This is a genomic window from Bartonella chomelii (assembly GCF_014138465.1).
Taxonomy (GTDB): Bacteria; Pseudomonadota; Alphaproteobacteria; order Rhizobiales; family Rhizobiaceae; genus Bartonella; species Bartonella schoenbuchensis.
This window is the reverse complement of the sequence record NZ_JACJIR010000001.1, coordinates 94,827-117,307: the sequence shown is the minus strand read 5'-3', so window position 1 is coordinate 117,307 and position 22,481 is coordinate 94,827. Positions and strand designations below refer to the sequence as shown.

Sequence of the window (22,481 nt, the reverse complement as noted above, 5' to 3'; positions counted from 1 at the left end):
AGATATTTTTTCGATTAAATATCGAGATTATGAGCAAAAGTTGAGTTTTCTTGTATGAATCGAAACCGTGCTTCTGGTTTTGGCCCCATTAAACTTTCCACTGTATCTTTAGTTTTTTGCATTTCAAGTGCATCGATAGAAATGCGCAAAAGTGTGCGTTTTTGGGGATGCATAGTTGTTTCTTTAAGCTGTTCAGCACGCATTTCTCCCAGGCCCTTGAAACGTCCAATTTCGATTTTAGCTTTTCCAGTAAATTCAGTTTTTAACAACTCATCCTTATGGGCGTCATTGCGTGCGTAGGCAATCTTTCCCCCTTGTGATATTCTGTAGAGAGGAGGTACAGCAAGATATAAATGCCCCCCACGGATGAGGTCGGGCATTTCTTGAAAGAAAAAGGTTATTAAGAGTGAAGCAATGTGTGCACCGTCAACATCAGCGTCAGTCATAATAATAACACGCTCATATCTAAGATCATCTTCACGATATTTAGAACGTGTTCCACATCCAAGCACGAGGATAAGATCACTAATTGTTTGGCTTGTAATCATCTTCTCGCGTGCAGCACTGGCTACGTTTAAAATTTTCCCCCGAAGAGGTAAAATTGCTTGGTTTGCTCTATTGCGTGCTTGTTTAGCAGAACCACCAGCCGAATCTCCTTCAACAATGAATAATTCAGCACCAGCAGCAGAATTTTGGCTACAATCTGCTAATTTACCGGGTAGGCGTAATTTACGTACAGCTGTTTTTCGATTTATTTCTCTATCTTGACGTCGTTTTACACGTTCTTCTGCTCGTTCAATAACCCAATCAAGAAGCTTTGTCGCTTCTTGTGGAGAATTAGCAAGCCAATGGTCAAAAGGATCACGTATTGCGTTTTCAACGATACGTTGTGCTTCAATTGTAGCTAATCGATCTTTAGTTTGCCCAACGAATTCAGGTTCTCTAATAAAGACTGAAAGCACTGCAACGGCTGATGCCATAACATCATCAGAAGTAATAATAGCAGCGCGTTTGTTTCCTATTAATTCAGCATAAGCTTTCAGTCCACGTAAAAGAGCTTGCCGTAGCCCTATTTCATGGCTTCCACCTTCTCGTGTAGGAATAGTATTGCAGTAGGATTGTACACCAGCATCACCATTATGCCAAGCTACTGCCCACTCAACTGAGCCATGATTGGCACGTTGTTTCGTTTTACCAGAAAAGATTTCAGTTGTTATACAATATTTACTATTCAATGATGATGATAAATAGTCTTTAAGCCCATCTGGAAAATGAAAAGTAGCTTTTTCAGGAACATTATTGATACCTTCAAGTACTATGGGGTCACAACTCCAGCGAATTTTAACTCCACTAAAAAGATAGGCTTTAGAACGCGCCATTTTATAAATTTTTTCTGGTTCAAAAGCTGTTTTTTCGCCAAAAATTTTACTATCAGGGTGAAAACGAACTCGCGTACCGCGGCGGTTGTAGACATCACCTAAATCTTCTAATCCAGATTGAGGAATACCGCGTGAGAAACGCTGACGGTAAAGTTTTCGTTCTCGTGCTACTTCGACTTCCATATCGTCAGAAAGAGCGTTAACAACGGAAATACCAACTCCATGTAAACCACCAGAGGTTTGATAAGCTTTCCCATCAAATTTTCCTCCTGAGTGAAGCTGCGTCATAATGACTTCAAGAGTAGATTTGTCTGGCATTTGAGGATGATTTTCAATAGGAATTCCACGTCCATTATCTGTAACCGTTAGATAACCATCTTTATCTAGTGATACATCAATTAAATCAGCGTAACCAGCAACAGCTTCATCCATTGCATTATCAATGATTTCAGAAAATAAATGATGAAGCGCTTTGCTATCTGTTCCACCGATATACATTCCAGGTCGCAAACGCACAGGCTCCAACCCTTCAAGTACTCGGATAGATGACGCATTGTAGTCATTCGTTTCTGCATTATCTTTAGAGGCAGATACAGGCACCTTTGAAGGTATTGCTTTTGAATTTACTGAAGTTTGCTGACTATTTGCTTTCGTTTCCATACGAAGCTGAGCTTTGTTTAAAATACTAAAAAGATCTTTATTATTATCGCTCATAGCATTCAATTATCTATCTAAATTTTAAGTTATTTAAAATAAACGTTTAATCAAGATAAGTTTTATGCCCGTTTTTCATTTAAAAATCAACGCACTTAAGAAACATCAATTGTTGGACCAAAAATTTGTTCAAATGCCTGTTTTAGAGCAATGTCAACATCATGTATTGTTATAGGTAAACCTAAATCAATTAAACTTGTTACACCATAATCTGCAATTCCACATGGAACAATTCCTGAGTAGTGATCTAAGTTAGGATCAACATTAATAGCAATTCCATGAAAACTTACCCATTTACGTACACGGATACCAATAGCAGCGATTTTATCTTCACAAGAAGTGCCTTTTATTGTTTGTGGACGATCTGGTCGTGTAACCCAAACACCAATCCTATCTTCACGGCGTTCACCTTTAATATTAAATTGTGCAAGCGTTTGGATAATCCACTGTTCTAATGCACTAATAAAAGCGCGTATGTCTTGTTTTCTGCGTTTCAGATCAAGCATAACATAGGCAATACGTTGTCCTGGGCCATGATATGTAAATTCACCACCACGGCCAGCTTCATAAACAGGAAATAAATTAGGTGCTAGAAGATCCTTTTTGTTGGCACTTGTACCAGCTGTATAAAGGGGAGGATGTTCAAGAAGCCAAACTTGTTCATGTGCGGTTTTTGCAGAAATATTTTCTACGCGCTCTTGCATATAACAAAGCGCTTCAGGATATTCGACTAAACTATCACTTATTTTCCATTCAATTGGAGAGGTGGGAGAATCTGTTTTAAAATCATACGATAAATGATCACGATCAGTGCGTTTCAATTTAAATGTCATCAGAAATATTTATATTAATAAGGATTATATTTTTTGCTATTAGTAACATTGCGTAGCAAGATATGGGTTTGTTCATTAAAATCAAAATAGAAAATGAGTAATATCAATATTTTTTATATATTAGTGAAAGCATTTAATTATTTCTATCATTTTAGTTGAGTAGAAAGCCGTTAGTTAAATATAAGTAATACATTATTATGTTGAGTTTAAAGCTTGCAATTTTTAAAGTGTAGGTACAATAAATTAAAATTTGATATGGAACCAGCAAAATTACCAGCTGAATATCTTTCCAATCTTCCGTCAAAGTGTTTTTTATTACTAAACTAAAGCGTGAAAACTATATCCATCCAACGATATTTTTGTAGACCTACTTTTTTATAAAAAAATCATTACAAAAATTAGCAAACCAACTACTAGAAAAAAGATAAAAAAGAAAATAGTATTTGCTATCATTTCTTCTTTTTCAGTTTGTTTACTTTGCGCTTCAATAATTTTAGCTTTTGCTCTCATTCTAGACATAACATTGGAATTACTTCCTGTAATAACTTCAGTAATTGTGTTAACTGATTCAATGATCCCTTTTTGATAATTTCCTTCATGAAAATTAGGAAAAATAAAATTGTCAATAATGACTGCAGAAATCGCATCTGTTAGCTCTTTTTCCAAATCATATCCCACCTCAATACATACTTTGCGCTCGTTTGATGCAACAGCAAGCAATACACTATTATTGATCTTTTTTTACCAAGCTTCATGTGCGAAGCAGAGAATTGCTGTAAGTTTCGATATCGATTTCCGAAAGGGTAGGGACGGTCACAATGACAATTTGATCTCCTGTTTTTTTAGTGTAGATAGCTTTTCTGTCAGACTTTTTATCGTTGTTGTGTCAAGCAAATGAGCTATATCATTAACATTAACTTATTAAGAGAAGAAATTGGATTTTCAGTTCTTTCTAATTGTGATTGAAAAGTAAGAAATTTTGATTTGCTTTGAGATCAGGGTAGTTTTCAACAACAGCCATAAAACGTGAAAGTGCACTCAACAAATTAGCTTGGCTATTGAGGTATCGTTACATAGTTTGTGGGTTATTCAATATATCAGCATTAATGGTCATTTGCGTCGCTTTTGCACGTTTTTCCAATAACACCAGTAAGAATAGTTTGCTCATGGGATGCATAAGCTTTGACAATTTCTATGAAATTAGGGATGAGATCCGCGCGGCGCTGATATTGATTGAGAACATTACTCTATGCCGCATATGCTTTTCCTTGATTTGTTGGTATTGTATTAAATCCACAATCAGTTAAAAATGTTAATACAATGGTACTTGAAAATCATCTTAACATTTTTGTTATAGAATAAGCAGGTGAATTTAATACATCTAGTATAAATATCCCCAAAGCTATTTTTGCAAACTATGTTATATAAAGTATATTTCACTTAGGAAAAGTATTTAAAATTTTGCAGCCGATTTATATTTATGAAATAGTTTATTTGGGGCTCATTACGCATTTCAATCGTTTGAATGAATCACCAATGCATAACATAATTTACACTCGTTATTTCATAGGTTTATATGGTAGCATTTAATTCTGGCCATATTGGTCAGTTACAATTTTTAAAATGAATAATTTCATAATCCAGTTTGAAAAATAGGATAACGAATTCTATTCGCAATGCATTTTATTGCTAAAATTAATAAAACACATTGTATTATTATTATGAATTGTTGTTATATATAGTAAAATTATTGATACAAATTTGTATGAGAAAGCCAATACACAGGCTAATTATAGCAAAAATTATGGTTTAGTTTTTGGTATAAGAATCGTTTTATTGTCAGCATTTTGGGAAACTGTAATAAAATTTCCCTTCACTCACAAGTTCCTGCCTTATAATCAAATTCATTATTTCAAGTTCTATAGAACTTATTTTTTATGATTGTGTCATTTTTATTATAGCTCTTTTTGAAAAGATTATGTAATGAGGATAATGTATCATTATGTGGTTCTCAACATTATCTTCGGAGTAACTCATGAACACAAAATGTTTAATCAGCACATCCATTATCGCTCTATTTACAGCTTCTGTAGCACAGGCTGCAGATATTACGATACCTCGAGAGTCGAGGCCTGTTGTTTCACCTCCTCAAACATCAGGGCAAATTTCACCACCTGTTGAAATGAGTTCTAATTCTAATGTTCCACCAGTCATTTCTGCACCTACTTTTTCTTGGAATGGTTTCTATCTTGGAGGGCAGATTGGTGGCTTTTCAGGAAAAACAGGGATCAGTTTATACGCTAAAAAAGGTCCTGGTACGAGAGAATGGACAGCGGTTGAGAAAGACACGTTGCCTCAACTTTCCGGTTTTATGGGAGGGCTTTATGCAGGAGCCAATGTTGATCTAGGGAACAGTCTTATTCTAGGCGTTGATACGGATATTGTTTGGTCTAATAAACAGGACACAAAAATTGTTTCTAAAAAAACATTTGAAGTATTAAGCCTAGAAGGAATAGAAGAGGAAGAGCAAGTACAAGAGAGGGTAGAGCGTGATGTAATACCGCGAGAAACTGATGCTCTATCAACTCAATCTGCTCAAATAGAACAAAGAGAAAGAGTAAGGAGGAGTAGTGTTTCCTCCCATAATGAAGAATTTACTAGTCAACAACAAATGCTAACAATCTCAAGAAGTACACGTGATGGTAGGGAAACGGAGGAATTCACCCAAATAGCAGAAATTGTTAAAACGTGTAGTTATACTTTAAAACAACAATGGTCTGGTGCTACACGAATACGTATAGGTTTTGCAGTTGATCGTATTATGCCTTATGTTGCTGGCGGTATTGCTTATACACAGCTTCAAAGTATTTTTTCGCGATCACTTGAGATGGAACATCGGAAAGAAAATTTGTCTGACTTACTGGATAAAAAAATGATGGTGGGTTATACCGTTGGTGGTGGTATTGATTTTGCGATGGCTGATAATGTTATTTTACGTGCGGAATATCGTTATTCAGATTTTGGCAAGCAGAAATTTTTTAAGGACAAATTAGAACTTAGCTACCAAACCAATGATTTTCGGGTTGGTGTTGCCTATAAATTCTAATTTGTTCTACAATTCAAGTTATTTAAAAAGCTCTATCATATGATAGAGCTTTTTATTTTTATCTGTTGTTGTGCTTTTCCAAATTCAGGAATTCAGGGAAGAAGAATTATTATAATTACAACAAGAAGAGAACTGAAAGACTTTAAACTTTGACTTTATTATCTTGTCTTTAAACTTAAAAATAATAATGAAATAAAAAAATGTAAGAAGATAAAAATATATGGTGGGCAATGAGAGACTCGAACTCCCGACATCCTCGGTGTAAACGAGGCGCTCTACCAGCTGAGCTAATCGCCCAATCAATGTTTTGTCATTGAATGAAAGCTTTTTAAGGAAAATTTTATTTAAACGCAAGAATAAAAGATATTTTTATTTGATATTTTTTAAAGGATGTTAAATTTTTATTTTTTTTGAAAAAAACGCATTAAGAATGCTTGACAGAAACGAATGAACCTCTTACACCAGCTAAACAATTGGTTCGAAAGAAGTGCGCGGGTGTAGCTCAGTTGGTTAGAGTGCTGGCCTGTCACGCCGGAGGTCGCGGGTTCGAGCCCCGTCACTCGCGCCATTTTATAGTTTCTTTCCTAATTTTCTCTTGTTAGTATATACGTTTCATTCGCAAAGTACTAAATTTAGTATTGGCTATAAAATTCTTTTTAACATTTCAATTTTTTTCCTTTATTTGTATAGTTTCTGAGAATAGGGGCTTGCGTCTTTTTTCGCACTGCTGTACCTATATCAATAAGAAAAAATTGCACGGCATGCCTTTTGAAGCTGTACGAGCGGGAGTAGCGGGACAATTATGATAATTTATGTACTTATCTAGACAATATCGAATAATTACGTTACTTCAGGCACTTTATTAAAGCGGAAGAAGATGATGACTCATTTGTTGAGTTCTTACTTACCAGTGTTGATTTTTATTATTGTTTCAGCAGTTATTGCGGGGGCTCTTTTAATTACGCCTTATATTGTGGCTTATCGTGCCCCCGATCCGGAAAAATTATCAGCTTATGAGTGCGGATTTAACTCTTTTGATGACGCTCGCATGAAATTTGATATTCGGTTTTATTTGGTTTCAATTTTGTTTATTATTTTTGATCTTGAAATTGCTTTTCTTTTTCCTTGGGCTGTTTCGTTTGGCTCAATAGGTATGTTGGGTTTTTGGTCAATGATGATGTTTTTAGCAATTTTGACGATTGGATTTATATATGAGTGGAAAAAAGGGGCTCTTGAATGGGATTAATATTAAATAATCCAACAGTTATAACTCCAAAGTCTAAAGAAATGGCGGGGCTGAGTGCTGGTGAATTGGTAAGTTCTCATGATAAATTTTTTCATGATATAAATGCTGAGTTGTCTGATAAGGGTTTTTTAGTAACCTCAGCAGATGCTTTGATCACTTGGGCGCGTACTGGCTCATTGATGTGGATGAGTTTTGGTTTGGCTTGTTGTGCTGTTGAAATGATGCAGTGCTCAATGCCTCATTATGATAATGAGCGTTTTGGATATGCGCCGCGCGCTTCACCTCGTCAATCAGATGTGATGGTGGTTGCTGGTACTTTAACCAATAAAATGGCGCCTGCTTTACGTAAAGTTTATGATCAAATGCCTGAGCCGCGTTATGTGATCTCTATGGGGTCGTGTGCAAATGGTGGTGGCTATTATCACTATTCTTATTCAGTTGTGCGTGGGTGTGATCGTATAGTACCGGTAGATATTTATGTTCCAGGGTGTCCTCCGACAGCAGAGGCGTTGCTTTACGGTATATTGTTGTTGCAGAAGAAAATCCGTCGTACTGGATCTATAGAGCGATAGAGGCTTTAGGGTGATGTTTGAATCATTAAATGAGCTTTCTGCCTATTTGAAGAATCAATTAGGGGATAAATTAGAAGAAAGTGTTCTTGCATTTGGTGAATTGACGATTGTGTCACGTCTTGATGTAATTACTGATGTCTTAATGTTTGTGCGTGATGATTCTCGCTGTCAGTTTGTTAATATCACAGATATTAGCGGCGTTGATTATCCTTCTCGAGATAAACGCTTTGATGTCTCTTATCAATTATTGTCTCCTCGTCATAATTTACGCTTACGTGTTAAGGTGCGGACTGATGAAAATGTGCCGATTCCATCTGCGTGCTCAGTTTATCCTGGGGCAGAGTGGTATGAACGTGAAACGTACGATATGTATGGTATTTTATTTTCTGGTCATCCAGATTTGAGGCGTATTCTGACCGATTATGGGTTTGAAGGGCATCCTTTACGTAAAGATTTTCCGGTAACGGGGTTCGTAGAATGTCGTTATGATAATGAAGTTAAGCGAGTAATTTATGAACCTGTTGTTTTGCGGCAGGAAATGCGTAATTTTGATTTTCTTTCACCCTGGGAAGGTGCTGAATATATTTTGCCGGGTGATGAAAAGATAAACGACGAGAAATGATATTAAAACTGACAAGAATAACACTGAAACAGGCAGATTTTTAGATGATTGAATACTTTTTAGTAGGGAGGGTGTAAATGTTTGCATGTAGTAAGTCGTTATCTTGTGTTTTACGATATGGTAAACAAAATTTTATTGGCGTTCAATTGGGAGCGTGTTGTGAAAAAGCAAGGGGTTGATTGTGGCTGAGGTCAATGTCCGAAACTTTAATATTAATTTTGGTCCTCAACATCCTGCGGCGCATGGTGTTTTGCGTATGGTCCTTGAATTAGACGGTGAAGTTGTTGAACGTGTAGATCCGCATATTGGGTTATTGCACCGTGGTACTGAAAAGTTGATGGAGACAAAAACGTACCTTCAGGCGTGCCCTTATTTGGATCGTTTGGATTATGTTGCTCCTATGAATCAAGAGCATGCTTTTGTGCTTGCTATTGAAAAAATGTTGGGTATTGAGGTCCCTAAACGGGGGCAGTTAATCCGTGTTCTATTTTCTGAAATCGGACGTATTCTTAATCATTTACTTAATGTGACAACGCAAGCAATGGATGTTGGTGCTTTAACGCCACCACTTTGGGGGTTTGAGCAGCGTGAACGTTTGATGATTTTTTATGAACGTGCATGCGGTGCACGGCTTCATGCTAATTATTTTCGTCCTGGTGGTGTACATAGAGATTTGCCGGAATCTTTAATTGAAGATATTGGTAATTTTATTGATCCATTTCTTGTTGCTCTTGGTAAGCTTGATGCGCTTATAACGCCAAATCGAATTTTTAAACAGCGAAATGTAGATATTGGAGTGGTAAGTAGTGATGAGGCCTGGGCGCGTGGTTTTTCTGGGGTAATGATTCGCGGTGCCGGTGTGCCGTGGGATTTGCGTAAAAGTCAACCTTATGAATGTTATGATGAAATGGAATTTGATATTCCAGTCGGTAAAAATAGTGACTGTTATGATCGTTATCTCATTCGTATGGAAGAAATGCGTCAATCAGCAAAAATTATGCGTCAATGTGTGAATCGCTTGCTTAGTACTGAAAGAAATGGACCCGTTTCAAATTTAGATCATAAAATCGTTCCTCCAAAGCGTAATGAAATGAAAAATTCAATGGAGGCGCTTATTCACCATTTTAAACTTTACACGGAAGGGTTTCATACTCCTCCTGGCGAAGTTTATGTTGCTGTGGAAGCTCCAAAGGGTGAATTTGGTGTTTATCTTGTTTCTGATGGAACAAATAAGCCTTATCGGGTTAAATTGCGTGCTCCTGGTTTTGCTCATCTTCAAGCTATGGATTTCTTGACTCGGGGTCATATGCTTGCAGATGCAACAGCTATTTTAGGTTCAATTGATATTGTTTTTGGGGAGGTTGATCGCTAATGTCTGTACGTCGTCTTGCAGATGATGCTCACCAACCATTAGAATTTTCTTTTACAAAAGAAAATCAAGTGTGGGCGCAAAATACTATAGCAAAATACCCTGTAGGGCGTGAGCAGTCAGCTGTAATTCCCCTCTTAATGCGTGCTCAAGAGCAAGAAGGTTGGGTAACACGTGCTGCGATCGAGTATGTTGCTCAAATGCTTTCAATGGCTTATATCCGCGTTTTAGAAATTGCTACTTTCTATACTCAGTTTCAACTTAAGCCGGTTGGAACAAAAGCGCATATTCAAGTTTGTGGTACTACTCCTTGTATGTTGCGTGGTTCTGGTGAGTTAATTAAAGTTTGCCAAAAGAAAATTCATTCTGAACCTTTTGTTACTAACAAAGATGGAACTTTGTCATGGGAAGAGGTAGAGTGTCTTGGTGCTTGTGTTAATGCTCCAATGGTTATGATTTTTAAAGATACTTATGAAGATCTTACAGCGGAACGTCTTGAAGAAATTATAGATGCATTTGAGGCGGGAAAAAATTCTGATATAGCTGTAGGGCCTCAAAATGGTCGTAAATCATCGGAACCTATAAATGGTTTAACTTCTTTAGTTGATGAGAGTGAGGGGAAGAAAAAATCATCAAAACTTTCAAGAAAAAAATAATAAAAAATAAAAACAGAGTAAATAACGCTTCATTAATAGAGTGTTTATTGTTTGTTTATTTGGAAATATTTTAGTAGAAGTAACAAATCTTTTAAAAATACTGAAAAATTATTGGATTTAGGAAAATGTTGAGAACATATTCGATGTTAGAGAAAAAAGGTGGGGTATGCTAACTGATAAAGATCGCATTTTCACTAATATTTATGGTTTAAAGGATAAATCATTAAAAGGCGCTATGCTGCGTGGGCATTGGGATGGTACTAAGGCAATTGTCGAAAAAGGTCGTGACTGGATTGTTGATGAGGTAAAAAAGTCAGGTTTGCGTGGTCGTGGTGGTGCTGGTTTTCCTACTGGTATGAAGTGGTCTTTTATGCCAAAGCAAAGCGATGGTCGACCACATTATTTAGTCGTGAATGCAGATGAATCGGAACCTGGAACGTGTAAAGATCGTGACATTTTGCGCCATGATCCTCATACTTTAATTGAAGGATGTGTTATTGCTACTTTTGCAATAGGAGCAAATGTCGCTTTTATTTATATCCGTGGTGAATATATTCGTGAGCGTGAAGCGCTTCAAGCTGCGATTGATGAATGTTATGATGCTGGTTTGCTTGGTAAGAAGACCAAATGTGGGCATGTTTGCGATATTATTGTTCATCATGGTGCTGGAGCGTACATTTGTGGTGAGGAAACGGCTCTTTTAGAAAGTCTTGAAGGAAAAAAAGGGCAGCCTCGGCTTAAACCGCCGTTTCCTGCTAATATGGGGGTTTATGGTTGTCCGACAATAGTTAATAATGTGGAATCCATTGCAGTTATTCCAACAATTTTGCGTCGGGGTGCTTCATGGTTTTCATCAATCGGTCGCTCAAACAATGTTGGAACAAAATTGTTTATGATTTCTGGTCACGTCAATGCCCCTTGTACATTTGAAGAAGCTCTAGGTGTTTCTTTCCGTGAATTAATTGAAAAACACACAGGGGGTATTCGTGGTGGGTGGAATAATCTTTTAGCAGTTATTCCAGGTGGAGCTTCTTGTCCGGTTGTTCGGGGTGAAGATATGATAGACGCAATCATGGATTTTGATGGGATGCGTGATGTAGGGTCTTCTTTTGGCACAGGTGGTGTGATTGTTATGGATAAATCAACGGATATTATCAAGGCAATTTGGCGTATAGCGGCTTTTTTCAAACATGAAAGTTGTGGGCAGTGTACACCATGTCGTGAGGGTACTGGTTGGATGATGCGCCTTTTAGAGCGCATGGTTGAAGGAAGAGCTCAAAAACGTGAGATTGACCTTTTGTTTGAAGTTTCTAAACAGGTTGAAGGGCATACTATTTGTGCACTTGGTGATGCTGCAGCGTGGCCTGTGCAAGGATTAATACGCAATTTTCGCTCAGAGATTGAGCAAAGAATTGATGATTATACGCGAAACGTGGTTCAAAGCAGAAATGTTGCTTTGGAAGTAGTAGAGTGAAAATTTTATTCTAATGAATAATAAAATGTGAGTTTAGGTAAATTATCTGCGGACTGGATTAATGATGATAAGTATCAAAGTTGATGGTAAAGAGATTGAAGTTCCTGACTACTATACATTGCTTCAAGCCGCTGAAGCTGCTGGTGCTGAAGTGCCACGTTTTTGTTTTCATGAAAGTTTGTCAATTGCTGGAAATTGTCGCATGTGCTTAGTTGAGGTCAAAGGTGCTCCTCCAAAACCTCAAGCCTCTTGTGCGATGGGGGTTCGTGATTTACGACTGGGTCCTAATGGTGAAATACCTGAGATATTTACCAATACAGAGATGGTTAAAAAAGCACGTGAAGGTGTTATGGAGTTTCTCCTTATTAATCATCCGCTAGATTGTCCTGTATGTGATCAAGGTGGTGAATGTGATCTTCAAGATCAAGCAATGTTTTATGGTCGTGATTGTTCTCGTTATACGGAAAACAAGCGTGCTGTAGAAGATAAATATATCGGTCCGCTTGTAAAAACTGTTATGACACGGTGTATTCATTGCACCCGTTGTGTTCGTTTTACGACAGAAGTTGCAGGTGTTTCAGAGCTTGGTTTAATTGGTCGTGGTGAAGATGCTGAAATTACGACCTATCTTGAAAAAGCAATGACATCTGAATTACAGGGGAATGTTATTGATCTTTGTCCGGTAGGCGCTTTAACCTCAAAACCTTATGCATTTCATGCGCGTCCATGGGAATTAACTAAGACAGAATCAATTGATGTGATGGATGCGCTTGGTAGTGCCATTCGTATTGATAGTCGGGGGCGTGAAGTTATGCGAATAATACCACGTACGAATCAAGACGTAAATGAGGAGTGGATTTCTGATAAGACGCGTTTTATTTGGGATGGGCTGCGCACTCAGCGGCTTGATAAACCATATGTTCGCAAAAATGGAAAACTTCAGCCTGCAAGTTGGTCAGAAGCTTTTGCGAGTATTAAGACCGCAATATCTAAGACATCAGCAGAAAAAATTGGTGCAATTGCAGGAGATCTAGCATCTGTTGAAGAAATGTATGCGCTTAAAGTATTGCTCACTTCACTAGGGTCAAAGGTATTTGATTGTCGTCAAAGAGGTATGGCTTTGTCACCTGAGTTAGGGCGCTCAAGTTATATTTTCAATCCAACTATTGTAGGTATTGAGCAAGCTGATGCATTGCTTATTGTGGGGTCTAATCCACGTGCTGAAGCTGCTGTTTTAAATGCGCGTATTTTAAAACGTCAACGGATGGGGCAATTTCCAATTGCATTAATTGGAGAACAAGTTGATTTGCGTTATCCATATTCTTATCTTGGGGCTGGTACTGAAGCGTTAAGTGCACTCATTAGTGGAAAGAATGCGTTTTTTGATGTTCTGAAAAAAGCTAAACGCCCGCTTATTCTTATCGGGGAAGCTGCTGTTTCAGGTAAAGAGGGGTTGTCTGTTTTAAAAAATCTCGCAAAATTATCTGATGTTGTTGGTGCTCTTAATAAAGAGTGGAATGGATTTGGTGTGCTTCATAATGCTGCCTCGACTGTTGGGGGATTAGATATTGGTTTTGTTTCTAATATTGGAACTGAAAATATTGTTAAGACCTGTGAAGTTTTATTTTTACTTGGTGCAGATGAAGTGGAATTAACCCATAAAAAGGCTTTTACAATTTATATTGGTAGCCATGGTGATAATGGTGCACATGCTGCTGATGTAATTTTGCCAGCATCAGCTTATACTGAAAAATCAGGGCTTTATGTTAATACAGAAGGTCGTGTTCAAATGACGAATCGAGCCGGTTTTGCTCCGGGTGAAGCAAAGGAAGATTGGGCAATTTTGCGCGCTTTATCTGATGTTTTAGGAAAAAAGCTTCCTTTTGATTCTTTATCTCAATTAAGGCAGAATTTATTCAGTGATTTCCCACATCTTTGCGCAATTGATGATATAGCACCTGCATGTGTAAGTGATCTCAAAGCGCTCGGTTCACAATTAATTGTTCTAAGTAAGCAAACATTCGCTTCTATAATTAAGGACTTCTATTTAACAAATCCAATAGCGCGTGCTTCTGCAGTTATGGCTGAATGTTCAGCTCTTGCAAAGAGTCATGCTGCTGGATCTGTAGAGTAAGAACAGAAGGGAAAAAGAATATTATGTATGATTTCTTTATGACCGGGCTATTACCGCTGCTGATTATAGTGGGTAAGACACTTCTCCTTTTGGTTGTTCTTTTAGTTTTAATTGCTTATCTTCTTTATGCAGATAGAAAAATCTGGGCCGCTGTGCAATTGCGGCGGGGACCGAATGTTGTTGGTCCATGGGGGTTGTTTCAATCTTTTGCAGATTTAATTAAATTTGCGGTTAAAGAACCTATTATCCCTGCTGGTGCCAATAAAGGTGTTTTTCTTTTGGCTCCTTTTGTTTCTGCTATGCTTGCGTTATCAACTTGGGCTGTTGTACCTGTTAATGAGAATTGGGAAATTGCTAGTATTAATGTTGGTTTGCTTTATATCTTAGCTATTTCATCTCTTGAGGTCTATGGTGTTATCATGGGGGGGTGGGCATCAAATTCAAAATATCCTTTCTTGGGAGCTCTTCGTTCAGCAGCGCAAATGGTTTCTTATGAGGTTTCAATTGGATTTGTTCTTGTAACTGTTATCTTAGTAAGTGGTTCATTAGATCTCGCAACAATCGTTCGTGAACAAAGCAGGGGGCTTGGAATGAATCTTGGTCTACCTTTTAACAGTTTTTTGGATTGGAATTGGTTGGTTCTTTTTCCAATGTTTATTATATTTTTTATTTCTGCACTTGCTGAAACAAATCGTCCTCCTTTTGATTTAGTTGAAGCAGAATCTGAGCTTGTTGCTGGTCACATGGTTGAGTATTCCTCAACTCCTTATATGCTTTTTTTTCTTGGTGAATATGTTGCTATTGTTTTAATGTGTGCATTAACAACCATCTTGTTTTTAGGTGGTTGGTTGCCCCCTTTGGATGTTTGGTGGCTTAATTGGGTTCCAGGCGTCATTTGGTTTGTTTTGAAGGTTTGTTTTGTATTTTTTGGTTTTGCTATGGTTAAAGCATTTGTACCGCGTTATCGTTATGACCAGTTAATGCGGCTTGGTTGGAAAGTATTCCTTCCTATTTCATTGGCAATGGTTGTGATAACTGCTGCTGTCTTAAAATGTATTAGTTTTGCTTAAAGAAGGGGGTGTTTCGTATGTTAGGTCTTATTCAAGCGGCAAAATCACTGCTTTTATTAGAATTTATAAGTGCCTTTTTTCTGGCGATGCGTCAGTTTTTTTCGCCAAAACCTACGATTAATTACCCTTATGAAAAGGGTTTTGTTTCTCCACGTTTTCGTGGTGAACATGCTTTGCGTCGTTATCCGAATGGTGAGGAACGGTGTATTGCATGTAAATTATGTGAGGCAATTTGTCCTGCGCAAGCTATTACAATTGAAGCGGGACCACGATGCAATGATGGTACACGTAGAACTATTCGTTACGATATTGATATGGTTAAGTGTATTTACTGTGGTTTTTGTCAGGAAGCTTGTCCAGTTGATGCTATTGTGGAGGGGCCAAATTTTGAGTTTGCAACAGAAATGCGTGAAGAACTTTATTATGATAAAGAAAAGCTTTTAAGTAATGGAGATCGTTGGGAGAGAGAAATTGCTCGTAATATATTGATGGATGCACCTTATCGTTAGGTGTATCGTCAATAAGGAGTCGGATGATTCTATCTGGCAAATTATAGCTGGGTATGAATTTTATGCTAATTAGTGGTTATTAATCGAAGGAAATCCTATGCTAACAGGTTCAGCGGCGGTATTTTTCTATATATTTTCTTTTATCATGCTCGTGAGTGCAGTTACTGTTGTTGCTGCACGTAATTCAGTGCATTCGGTGTTGTTTTTAATCTTGGTATTTTTTAATGCAGCGGTTTTGTTTGTGCTTTTGGGAGCTGAATTTTTAGGGCTTATTTTACTTGTCGTTTATGTTGGTGCTGTAGCAGTTTTATTTTTATTTGTGGTTATGATGCTTGATGTGGACTTTGCTAAATTGAAAAGTGGAGTGCTTCGATATATTCCTGTTGGTGCCTTTATTGGTGTTGTTATTGTTGTAGAATTGATTTCTGTTTTTATTAGCAGCCACTTTTCTCCTGTTTTAAGATCTTATGTTACGCAACCGATGCCAGATTTAGCGCGGCGAACCAATACGCAAGCATTAGGGGATATTCTTTATACAGATTATATTTTCTATTTCCAAATTGCTGGAATGATTTTATTAGTTGCAATGATTGGTGCTATTGTTTTAACGCTCCGTCATAAGTCTGGTGTCAAACGACAATCAATTGCAGTGCAAGTTGCTAGAACAGCAAAAAGTGCAATTGAAATCAAACAAGTTGAATCAGGTAAGGGTATTTAGCGGGGAAACGACTATGCATATTGACATTTCTCATTATCTCACTGTTTCTGCGATAATGTTTACAATTGGCATTTTTGGTATTTTTCTAAATAGGAAGAATGTGATTATTATTCTTATGTCAATTGAGCTTATATTACTTTCAGTCAACCTTAATTTTATTGCGTTTTCAGCATTTCTTCATGATCTAGTTGGTCAAATATTTGCTTTATTTATCTTGACAGTTGCAGCCGCTGAAGCAGCAATTGGTCTAGCAATTCTTGTTGTTTTTTTCCGTAACCGCGGTTCTATCGCAGTTGAAGATGTTAATGTGATGAAAGGCTGATAATAATGTATTATGCAATTGTCTTTCTGCCACTTTTGGGCTTTTTAATTGCTGCTGTCGGCGGAAAAACTATAGGGGCTCGTGCAAGTGAAATTGTGACGTCTAGTTTCATGATAATTGTTGCTGCATTGTCATGGATAGCTTTTTTAAATATTGCTATTGGTCATGCTTCAGCGGTTAGTGTTCCGGTTTTGCACTGGGTAACTGTTGGTAGCTTAGTTTTTGATTGGGCCTTGTATATTGATACATTAACAGCCGTCATGCTTGTTGTGGTTAATAGTGTTTCAGCATTAGTGCATATTTATTCAATTGGTTATATGCATCACGATCCTTCAAGATCTCGGTTTTTTGCCTATCTTTCTTTATTCACATTTATGATGCTTATGCTGGTGACAGCTGATAACTTAATCCAAATGTTTTTTGGCTGGGAAGGTGTTGGGCTTGCATCTTATTTACTTATTGGTTTTTGGTTTCAGCGAGCTTCTGCTAATAAAGCGGCGATGAAAGCTTTTGTAGTTAACCGTGTTGGTGATTTTGGTTTTCTTCTAGGTATTTTTAGTATTTTTGTTTTGTTTCAGTCAGTTAATTTTGCATATATTTTTGCAAAGACTGCAGACAGTAGTTTTGTAGAAAATATAACATTTTTAGGTTGGCAACTTGATGGACAAACGGCAATTACTGTAACGTGTCTTCTTTTATTTATTGGTGCCATGGGTAAGTCAGCACAGTTTCTGCTGCACACATGGCTTCCTGATGCAATGGAAGGGCCAACGCCTGTATCTGCTCTCATTCACGCAGCAACAATGGTGACCGCTGGCGTTTTTATGGTTGCACGTATGTCACCAATTTTTGAACTTTCTTCAACGGCTTCCACTGTGATTATTATTGTTGGAACGATGACTGCATTTTTTGCGGCAACTGTGGGGCTTGTACAAAATGATATCAAGCGCGTTATTGCTTATTCAACATGTTCACAGCTTGGTTATATGTTTGTTGCTTTAGGTGTTGGAGCTTACGGAGCAGCTGTTTTCCATCTCTTTACACATGCTTTTTTTAAAGCTCTACTGTTTCTCGGTGCAGGCTCTGTAATTCACGCAGTATCTGATGAGCAAGATATGCGAAAGATGGGGGGGCTGCGTAAACATATAAAAGCAACTTATTGGATGATGATTATAGGAACTATTTCATTAACAGGTGTTGGAATACCTGGTACACTTTTTGGTACAGCTGGTTTTTTCTCAAAGGATGCAATTATAGAATCCGCTTTTGCGTCACATAGTGTTGTCTCAGAATACGCTTTTTGGCTTCTTGTTTTGTCTGCTTTACTAACGAGTTTTTATTCATGGCGGCTTATATTTATGACATTTCATGGTAAGCCACGTGCAACTGTTGATGTTATGCATCATGTTCATGAATCGCCTCCGGTTATGTTGATTCCTCTGTTTGTTTTGTCTGTTGGGGCATTATTTGCAGGTATGGTTTTTCAGCCTTATTTTTTTGGTGATTTGTATGATACTTTTTGGAAAGGTGCATTGTTCACAAGCAACCACAACCATATTCTTCATGAAGCACACAGTGTACTAAATTGGGTAAAATGGTCACCATTTACAGCAATGGTTCTTGGTTTTGCTTTGGCTTGCCTGTTCTATATTTTTATTCCGTCACTTCCCAAAAAACTTTCTGAATTTATGCCTGCATTCTACCGTTTTCTTTACAATAAGTGGTATTTTGATGAGCTTTATGACCTTTTGTTTGTCCGTCCTGCTTTAAGAATTGGTTGCTTTCTTTGGAAGATAGGTGATGGTAAAATTATTGATGGCTTGGGACCAAATGGTATTGCTGCACGTATTGTTGATATTACAAACAAAATTATCCGATTGCAGACAGGTTATCTTTATCACTATGCGTTTGCGATGCTTATTGGCGTTACAGCGCTGATCACGTGGATAATGATCGGGAGTTTAAATTGATGACCGACTGGCCTATTCTTTCTACAGTTACATTTTTACCGCTTGTTGGTGTGTTTTTGATTTTATTAATCAAAGATAATACCGAAGCTGAAAAACATAATATACGCAATGTAGCATTTTTTACATCTGTCTTTGTGTTTGTTATTTCTTTAATTATTTGGGTAAAGTTTGATAACACAAATTCTGACTTCCAAATGGTCGAGAAATTCGATTGGTTAGGTGGTGGCATTAGCTATTATATGGGTGTTGATGGCATTTCTATCCTTTTTGTCGTCCTTTCAGCTTTTTTATTGCCATTCTGCATTTTGGCAAGTTGGGAGAATATTAAAGACAGATTAAAAGCTTATATGATTGCTTTTCTTCTCCTTGAAGTTGCAATCATTGGAGTTTTCTGTGCCCTTGACGCAATGCTATTTTATGTTTTTTTTGAAGGTAGTCTCATTCCAATGTTTATTATTATTGGTGTTTGGGGTGGGGCGCGCCGTGTTTATGCAAGTATGAAGTTTTTCCTGTATACTTTGCTTGGTTCAGTACTCATGTTAGTTGCTATTATGGCTATGTATTGGGAAGCGGGAACACTTGATATACCGACTTTATTGACCTATCAATTTTCTACACATATGCAGATGTGGTTATGGCTTGCGTTTTTTGCCTCTTTTGCAGTTAAAATGCCAATGTGGCCAGTCCACACATGGTTACCTGATGCACACGTAGAAGCGCCAACAGCAGGCTCTGTTATTTTGGCTGGAGTGCTACTCAAGTTGGGTGGTTATGGTTTTCTTCGTTTTTCTTTACCAATGTTTCCCATCGCTTCAGCTGATTTTGCTCCTTTAGTTTTTGTGTTATCGCTTATTGCAATTATCTATACATCGTTAGTTGCGCTTGTTCAAAATGATATAAAAAAGCTTATTGCCTATTCGTCAATAGCTCATATGGGTTACGTAACAATGGGTATTTTTGCTATTAATGAGCAAGGTATTCAAGGTGCTATTTATCAGATGTTATCACATGGGATTGTTTCTGCCGCTTTGTTTCTTTGTGTTGGAGTTATATATGATCGCTTGCACACGCGTGAAATTTCGGCTTTTGGTGGTTTAGTAAATAATATGCCCAAATATGCGGTTGTATTCTTGATCTTTACTATGGCGAATGTCGGTTTACCTGGAAGCTCAGGGTTTTTAGGTGAATTTTTAACTTTAATAGGTGTCTTTCAAATTAGTAAATTAGTTGCAGTTTTTGCTACAACTGGTGTTATATTATCTGCCGCTTATGCACTTTATCTTTATCGACGTATGATTTTTGGCCCCTTAGATAAGGAGGGTCTGAAAGTGCTCCATGATCTCTCTCTAAGAGAGAAGATTATCCTTTATCCAATGGTTGTTCTTACAATATTTTTTGGTGTCTATCCAATGCCGATTCTTAAAACGACGGCGTTTACAGTAGAAACCCTTATTAACCAGCTGCACTAAATAAGAAATAAATACTCATGCAAACTGATATAATAGCTCAATTAATATTAATTTTTCCAGAAATTTTGATGGCACTGGGGGGCATGGTGCTCCTTTTAATCGGTGTTTATTCCGGTGCACGTTCATATTTAACTATCACTGGTTTAGCAATTGCTCTACTTGTTGCAACTATTATTACTATGGTCGTCTTTCCGCAAAATGGCGTTTTCTATACAAATACGCTCATTATTGATTCCTTTAGCCGCTATATGAAAGTTTTGACTCTTGTCGGTGCACTTTTTGCTCTCATTATGTCCGTTGGTTTTGCATGTGCTCAGAAATTTGATATATTTGAGTTTCCTATATTAGTCCTTTTTGCGACTTTGGGTATGATGTTAATGATTTCAGCTGGGAATACGCTGTCTCTTTACATGGGGTTAGAATTACAATCCTTAGCTCTATATGTTCTTGCTGCAATCAATCGCGACAATATAAAATCTTCTGAAGCGGGTATAAAATATTTTGTTTTAGGTGCATTGTCTTCAGGGTTTCTACTTTATGGTATTTCATTGCTTTATGGTTTTACTGCTCAAATTGGTTTTCGCGAAATTGCTTTTACTTTAAATAATGAAGCTTTACAGCTAGGTATTATTTTAGGCATTGTTTTTATTCTAGCTGGTTTAGCTTTCAAAATTTCTGCAGTTCCATTTCATATGTGGACACCTGATGTTTATGAAGGAGCACCAACACCTATTACAGCATTTTTTTCTTGTGCTCCTAAAATTGCAGCAATGGCATTAATTATCCGTATCATTATTGTTACCTTTATTCCATTAGGCAGTTCTGATGGTTCTATGCCTGCATGGCAGCAGATATTAATTTTCATGGCAATTGCGTCAATGATACTAGGTGCATTTGCTGCAATTGGCCAAAGTAACATTAAGCGTTTAATGGCTTACTCATCCATCAGTCATATGGGATATGCACTTGTTGGTTTAGCTGCTGGAAGTATGCTTGGGGTAAAAGGTGTTATTCTTTATATGACCATTTATCTTGGCATGACTCTTGGTTCATTTGCATTTATTCTTGGAATGCGATCCGGTGACGGAAATGTTGAAAATATTTATGACCTTGCAGGATTGGTGAAAACTAATCCATTTATGGCTATTACGATGACGATACAGCTTTTTTCTTTAGCAAGTATACCTCCTATGGCTGGTTTTTTTGGTAAATGGTATACATTTTCTGCAGCTGTTCATGCAGGTCTTACTCCACTTGCTGTCATCGGCATGGTTGCTTCTGTTATTGGTGCTTTTTACTATTTACGGATTATTAAAATTATGTGGTTTGACGCTGTTAAAGATAATTTTATTGTTTTATCAAGCGAACTTAAGCTTTGTCTTGGGCTTTCTACATTATTTATTTTATTTTATGTATTTTTCGGAATTTGGTTTGCTGAATTTGCAGAAAAAGCAGCAATATCATTATTTTAATAAGCATGGTTTATGCGTTATCAGATTTTGCTTTAAAACAAGGGTATGTTCTTGAAGCATATGAAAGTGTAGATTCGACAAATCTTATTGCACAACAAAAAGCAAATGCTGGTCATCGTGGTTATCTTTGGATTGTTGCGGAAAAACAAACGCAAGGAAGAGCTAGAAGAGGTAGGACATGGTATAGCCCGAAAGGGAATTTGTATTCTAGCCTTTTATTAATTGATGATATTGTTTGCCAAACTGCTTCTCAACTTAGTTTTGTTGCTGGAGTAAGTATAGTAGAAGCTATAAGGCACTTTATAAAAGATAAAGAAGATAGCATTGTTAGTTTAAAATGGCCAAATGATATTCTACTTAAAGGGATTAAAAGCTCTGGAATCTTACTTGAGCTGTTTACATTAACCCCACAAAAATATGCATTGGTTATTGGTATCGGTGTGAATGTAAAACATCATTTTAAAGATGCACCATATTTAACGTCAAGTATAAAGAATGTTGGATTAGATATTGATAAAGAAGAATTATTTATGGTTTTAACGAAATGTTTTGCTGAAAATTATCTTCTTTGGAAGCAGTCGGAGGGGAGCAGTATAATCCATAAGAAATGGCTTTTATATTCAGCTCATCTTGGACAGCCTATCAAAATAATCAATGGTGAAAAACTTACTGAAGGTATTTTTGATGGTCTTGATCATGATTTTAACTGCATTGTCAAACAAAAAGACGGTCAGAAAGCAATTATAACCGCTGGAGATGTTTATTTTGGTTTAGCTGCTTCTCTTAATACAAATCATTATTAACGTATAAATTTTATTTCACCATGAGATTATCTTAATAGTTTAG

At 37.1% G+C, this 22,481-nt stretch carries 18 protein-coding genes, 2 tRNA genes and 2 pseudogenes; 17 read left to right on the top strand and 5 right to left on the bottom strand.

What is annotated here, in order from left to right; all coding sequences use genetic code 11:
- Nucleotides 1-14: 14 nt before the first annotated feature.
- The 4 genes and pseudogenes from parE to GGR10_RS00480 form a co-directional block, all read right to left on the bottom strand.
- Complete coding sequence (parE, locus tag GGR10_RS00495; RefSeq protein ID WP_182479441.1) at nt 15-2,093, bottom strand: DNA topoisomerase IV subunit B; 2,079 nt, start codon at nt 2,091-2,093, stop codon at nt 15-17.
- A 95-nt stretch (nt 2,094-2,188) separates the two neighbouring features.
- Complete coding sequence (lipB, locus tag GGR10_RS00490) at nt 2,189-2,926, bottom strand: lipoyl(octanoyl) transferase LipB (RefSeq protein WP_182479440.1); 738 nt, start codon at nt 2,924-2,926, stop codon at nt 2,189-2,191.
- 329 nt (nt 2,927-3,255) lie between these two features.
- A pseudogene (locus tag GGR10_RS00485) lies at nt 3,256-3,838 on the bottom strand (TPM domain-containing protein); the annotation flags it as partial.
- Between the two features lie 17 nt (nt 3,839-3,855).
- Nucleotides 3,856-4,248 (bottom strand): annotated as a pseudogene (locus tag GGR10_RS00480) (LemA family protein); the annotation flags it as partial.
- A 713-nt stretch (nt 4,249-4,961) separates the two neighbouring features.
- On the opposite strand from GGR10_RS00480, the gene GGR10_RS00475 reads away from it, so the two are divergent.
- Nucleotides 4,962-6,032: a porin gene (locus tag GGR10_RS00475; RefSeq protein ID WP_182479439.1), complete on the top strand. Its 1,071-nt coding sequence runs from the start codon at nt 4,962-4,964 to the stop codon at nt 6,030-6,032.
- Nucleotides 6,033-6,253: 221 nt separating this feature from the next.
- Here the strand turns inward: GGR10_RS00475 and GGR10_RS00470 are convergent.
- A tRNA-Val gene (locus GGR10_RS00470) sits at nt 6,254-6,329 on the bottom strand.
- Nucleotides 6,330-6,523: 194 nt separating this feature from the next.
- Here GGR10_RS00470 and GGR10_RS00465 point away from each other — a divergent pair.
- The 16 genes from GGR10_RS00465 to GGR10_RS00390 all read left to right on the top strand — a co-directional run bounded on the left by GGR10_RS00465 (nt 6,524) and on the right by GGR10_RS00390 (nt 22,438).
- Nucleotides 6,524-6,600: transfer RNA gene (locus GGR10_RS00465), tRNA-Asp, on the top strand.
- A gap of 312 nt (nt 6,601-6,912) precedes the next feature.
- Nucleotides 6,913-7,278 (top strand): NADH-quinone oxidoreductase subunit A, encoded by a 366-nt coding sequence (locus GGR10_RS00460; protein WP_078664058.1) that lies wholly within the window; start codon nt 6,913-6,915, stop codon nt 7,276-7,278.
- Nucleotides 7,269-7,850, top strand: a complete 582-nt coding sequence (locus tag GGR10_RS00455) for a NuoB/complex I 20 kDa subunit family protein (RefSeq protein ID WP_182479438.1) — start codon at nt 7,269-7,271, stop codon at nt 7,848-7,850. The genes GGR10_RS00460 and GGR10_RS00455 overlap by 10 nt, the downstream gene beginning before the upstream one ends.
- A gap of 13 nt (nt 7,851-7,863) precedes the next feature.
- Nucleotides 7,864-8,472 carry an NADH-quinone oxidoreductase subunit C gene (locus tag GGR10_RS00450; protein ID WP_182479733.1) on the top strand — a complete coding sequence of 203 codons (609 nt, stop codon included), beginning with the start codon at nt 7,864-7,866 and terminating at the stop codon, nt 8,470-8,472.
- A gap of 181 nt (nt 8,473-8,653) precedes the next feature.
- A complete protein-coding gene (locus GGR10_RS00445) occupies nt 8,654-9,844 on the top strand; it encodes an NADH-quinone oxidoreductase subunit D (RefSeq protein ID WP_182479437.1) in 1,191 nt (396 codons plus the stop codon).
- Nucleotides 9,844-10,497 (top strand): NADH-quinone oxidoreductase subunit NuoE, encoded by a 654-nt coding sequence (gene nuoE / locus GGR10_RS00440; protein ID WP_182479436.1) that lies wholly within the window; start codon nt 9,844-9,846, stop codon nt 10,495-10,497. Before GGR10_RS00445 ends, nuoE begins: the two co-directional genes overlap by 1 nt.
- Before the next feature lie 166 nt (nt 10,498-10,663).
- Nucleotides 10,664-11,971 carry an NADH-quinone oxidoreductase subunit NuoF gene (gene nuoF / locus GGR10_RS00435; RefSeq protein WP_182479435.1) on the top strand — a complete coding sequence of 436 codons (1,308 nt, stop codon included), beginning with the start codon at nt 10,664-10,666 and terminating at the stop codon, nt 11,969-11,971.
- A 64-nt stretch (nt 11,972-12,035) separates the two neighbouring features.
- Nucleotides 12,036-14,105 (top strand): NADH-quinone oxidoreductase subunit NuoG, encoded by a 2,070-nt coding sequence (gene nuoG, locus GGR10_RS00430; protein ID WP_182479732.1) that lies wholly within the window; start codon nt 12,036-12,038, stop codon nt 14,103-14,105.
- Nucleotides 14,106-14,128: 23 nt separating this feature from the next.
- The gene (gene nuoH, locus GGR10_RS00425; RefSeq protein WP_182479434.1) at nt 14,129-15,175 is read left to right on the top strand and encodes an NADH-quinone oxidoreductase subunit NuoH; all 1,047 of its coding nucleotides are present in this window, start codon (nt 14,129-14,131) and stop codon (nt 15,173-15,175) included.
- A 17-nt stretch (nt 15,176-15,192) separates the two neighbouring features.
- Nucleotides 15,193-15,684 carry an NADH-quinone oxidoreductase subunit NuoI gene (gene nuoI / locus GGR10_RS00420; protein ID WP_182479433.1) on the top strand — a complete coding sequence of 164 codons (492 nt, stop codon included), beginning with the start codon at nt 15,193-15,195 and terminating at the stop codon, nt 15,682-15,684.
- Nucleotides 15,685-15,781: 97 nt separating this feature from the next.
- Nucleotides 15,782-16,402 carry an NADH-quinone oxidoreductase subunit J gene (locus GGR10_RS00415; protein WP_182479432.1) on the top strand — a complete coding sequence of 207 codons (621 nt, stop codon included), beginning with the start codon at nt 15,782-15,784 and terminating at the stop codon, nt 16,400-16,402.
- A 13-nt stretch (nt 16,403-16,415) separates the two neighbouring features.
- Nucleotides 16,416-16,724, top strand: coding sequence for an NADH-quinone oxidoreductase subunit NuoK (nuoK, locus tag GGR10_RS00410; RefSeq protein ID WP_010703771.1), 309 nt, complete (start codon nt 16,416-16,418; stop codon nt 16,722-16,724).
- A 5-nt stretch (nt 16,725-16,729) separates the two neighbouring features.
- Complete coding sequence (gene nuoL, locus GGR10_RS00405) at nt 16,730-18,694, top strand: NADH-quinone oxidoreductase subunit L (RefSeq protein ID WP_182479431.1); 1,965 nt, start codon at nt 16,730-16,732, stop codon at nt 18,692-18,694.
- Entirely contained in the window at nt 18,694-20,163 is a 1,470-nt protein-coding gene (locus GGR10_RS00400) for an NADH-quinone oxidoreductase subunit M (protein ID WP_182479430.1), read from the top strand. The genes nuoL and GGR10_RS00400 overlap by 1 nt, the downstream gene beginning before the upstream one ends.
- A gap of 17 nt (nt 20,164-20,180) precedes the next feature.
- The gene (gene nuoN, locus GGR10_RS00395; protein WP_182479429.1) at nt 20,181-21,635 is read left to right on the top strand and encodes an NADH-quinone oxidoreductase subunit NuoN; all 1,455 of its coding nucleotides are present in this window, start codon (nt 20,181-20,183) and stop codon (nt 21,633-21,635) included.
- Nucleotides 21,635-22,438, top strand: coding sequence for a biotin--[acetyl-CoA-carboxylase] ligase (locus tag GGR10_RS00390; protein ID WP_182479731.1), 804 nt, complete (start codon nt 21,635-21,637; stop codon nt 22,436-22,438). Before nuoN ends, GGR10_RS00390 begins: the two co-directional genes overlap by 1 nt.
- The last annotated feature ends 43 nt before the right edge of the window (nt 22,439-22,481 follow it).

Excerpts from the sequence above, each read along its gene's own strand:
- parE (WP_182479441.1), bottom strand. The coding sequence starts at position 2,093 with ATGAGCGATAATAATAAAGATCTTTTTAGTATTTTAAACAAAGCTCAG.
- lipB (WP_182479440.1), bottom strand. The coding sequence starts at position 2,926 with ATGACATTTAAATTGAAACGCACTGATCGTGATCATTTATCGTATGAT.
- GGR10_RS00475 (WP_182479439.1), top strand. The coding sequence starts at position 4,962 with ATGAACACAAAATGTTTAATCAGCACATCCATTATCGCTCTATTTACA.
- GGR10_RS00460 (WP_078664058.1), top strand. The coding sequence starts at position 6,913 with ATGACTCATTTGTTGAGTTCTTACTTACCAGTGTTGATTTTTATTATT.
- GGR10_RS00455 (WP_182479438.1), top strand. The coding sequence starts at position 7,269 with ATGGGATTAATATTAAATAATCCAACAGTTATAACTCCAAAGTCTAAA.
- GGR10_RS00450 (WP_182479733.1), top strand. The coding sequence starts at position 7,864 with ATGTTTGAATCATTAAATGAGCTTTCTGCCTATTTGAAGAATCAATTA.
- nuoE (WP_182479436.1), top strand. The coding sequence starts at position 9,844 with ATGTCTGTACGTCGTCTTGCAGATGATGCTCACCAACCATTAGAATTT.
- nuoF (WP_182479435.1), top strand. The coding sequence starts at position 10,664 with ATGCTAACTGATAAAGATCGCATTTTCACTAATATTTATGGTTTAAAG.
- nuoG (WP_182479732.1), top strand. The coding sequence starts at position 12,036 with ATGATAAGTATCAAAGTTGATGGTAAAGAGATTGAAGTTCCTGACTAC.
- nuoH (WP_182479434.1), top strand. The coding sequence starts at position 14,129 with ATGTATGATTTCTTTATGACCGGGCTATTACCGCTGCTGATTATAGTG.
- nuoI (WP_182479433.1), top strand. The coding sequence starts at position 15,193 with ATGTTAGGTCTTATTCAAGCGGCAAAATCACTGCTTTTATTAGAATTT.
- GGR10_RS00415 (WP_182479432.1), top strand. The coding sequence starts at position 15,782 with ATGCTAACAGGTTCAGCGGCGGTATTTTTCTATATATTTTCTTTTATC.
- nuoK (WP_010703771.1), top strand. The coding sequence starts at position 16,416 with ATGCATATTGACATTTCTCATTATCTCACTGTTTCTGCGATAATGTTT.
- nuoL (WP_182479431.1), top strand. The coding sequence starts at position 16,730 with ATGTATTATGCAATTGTCTTTCTGCCACTTTTGGGCTTTTTAATTGCT.
- GGR10_RS00400 (WP_182479430.1), top strand. The coding sequence starts at position 18,694 with ATGACCGACTGGCCTATTCTTTCTACAGTTACATTTTTACCGCTTGTT.
- nuoN (WP_182479429.1), top strand. The coding sequence starts at position 20,181 with ATGCAAACTGATATAATAGCTCAATTAATATTAATTTTTCCAGAAATT.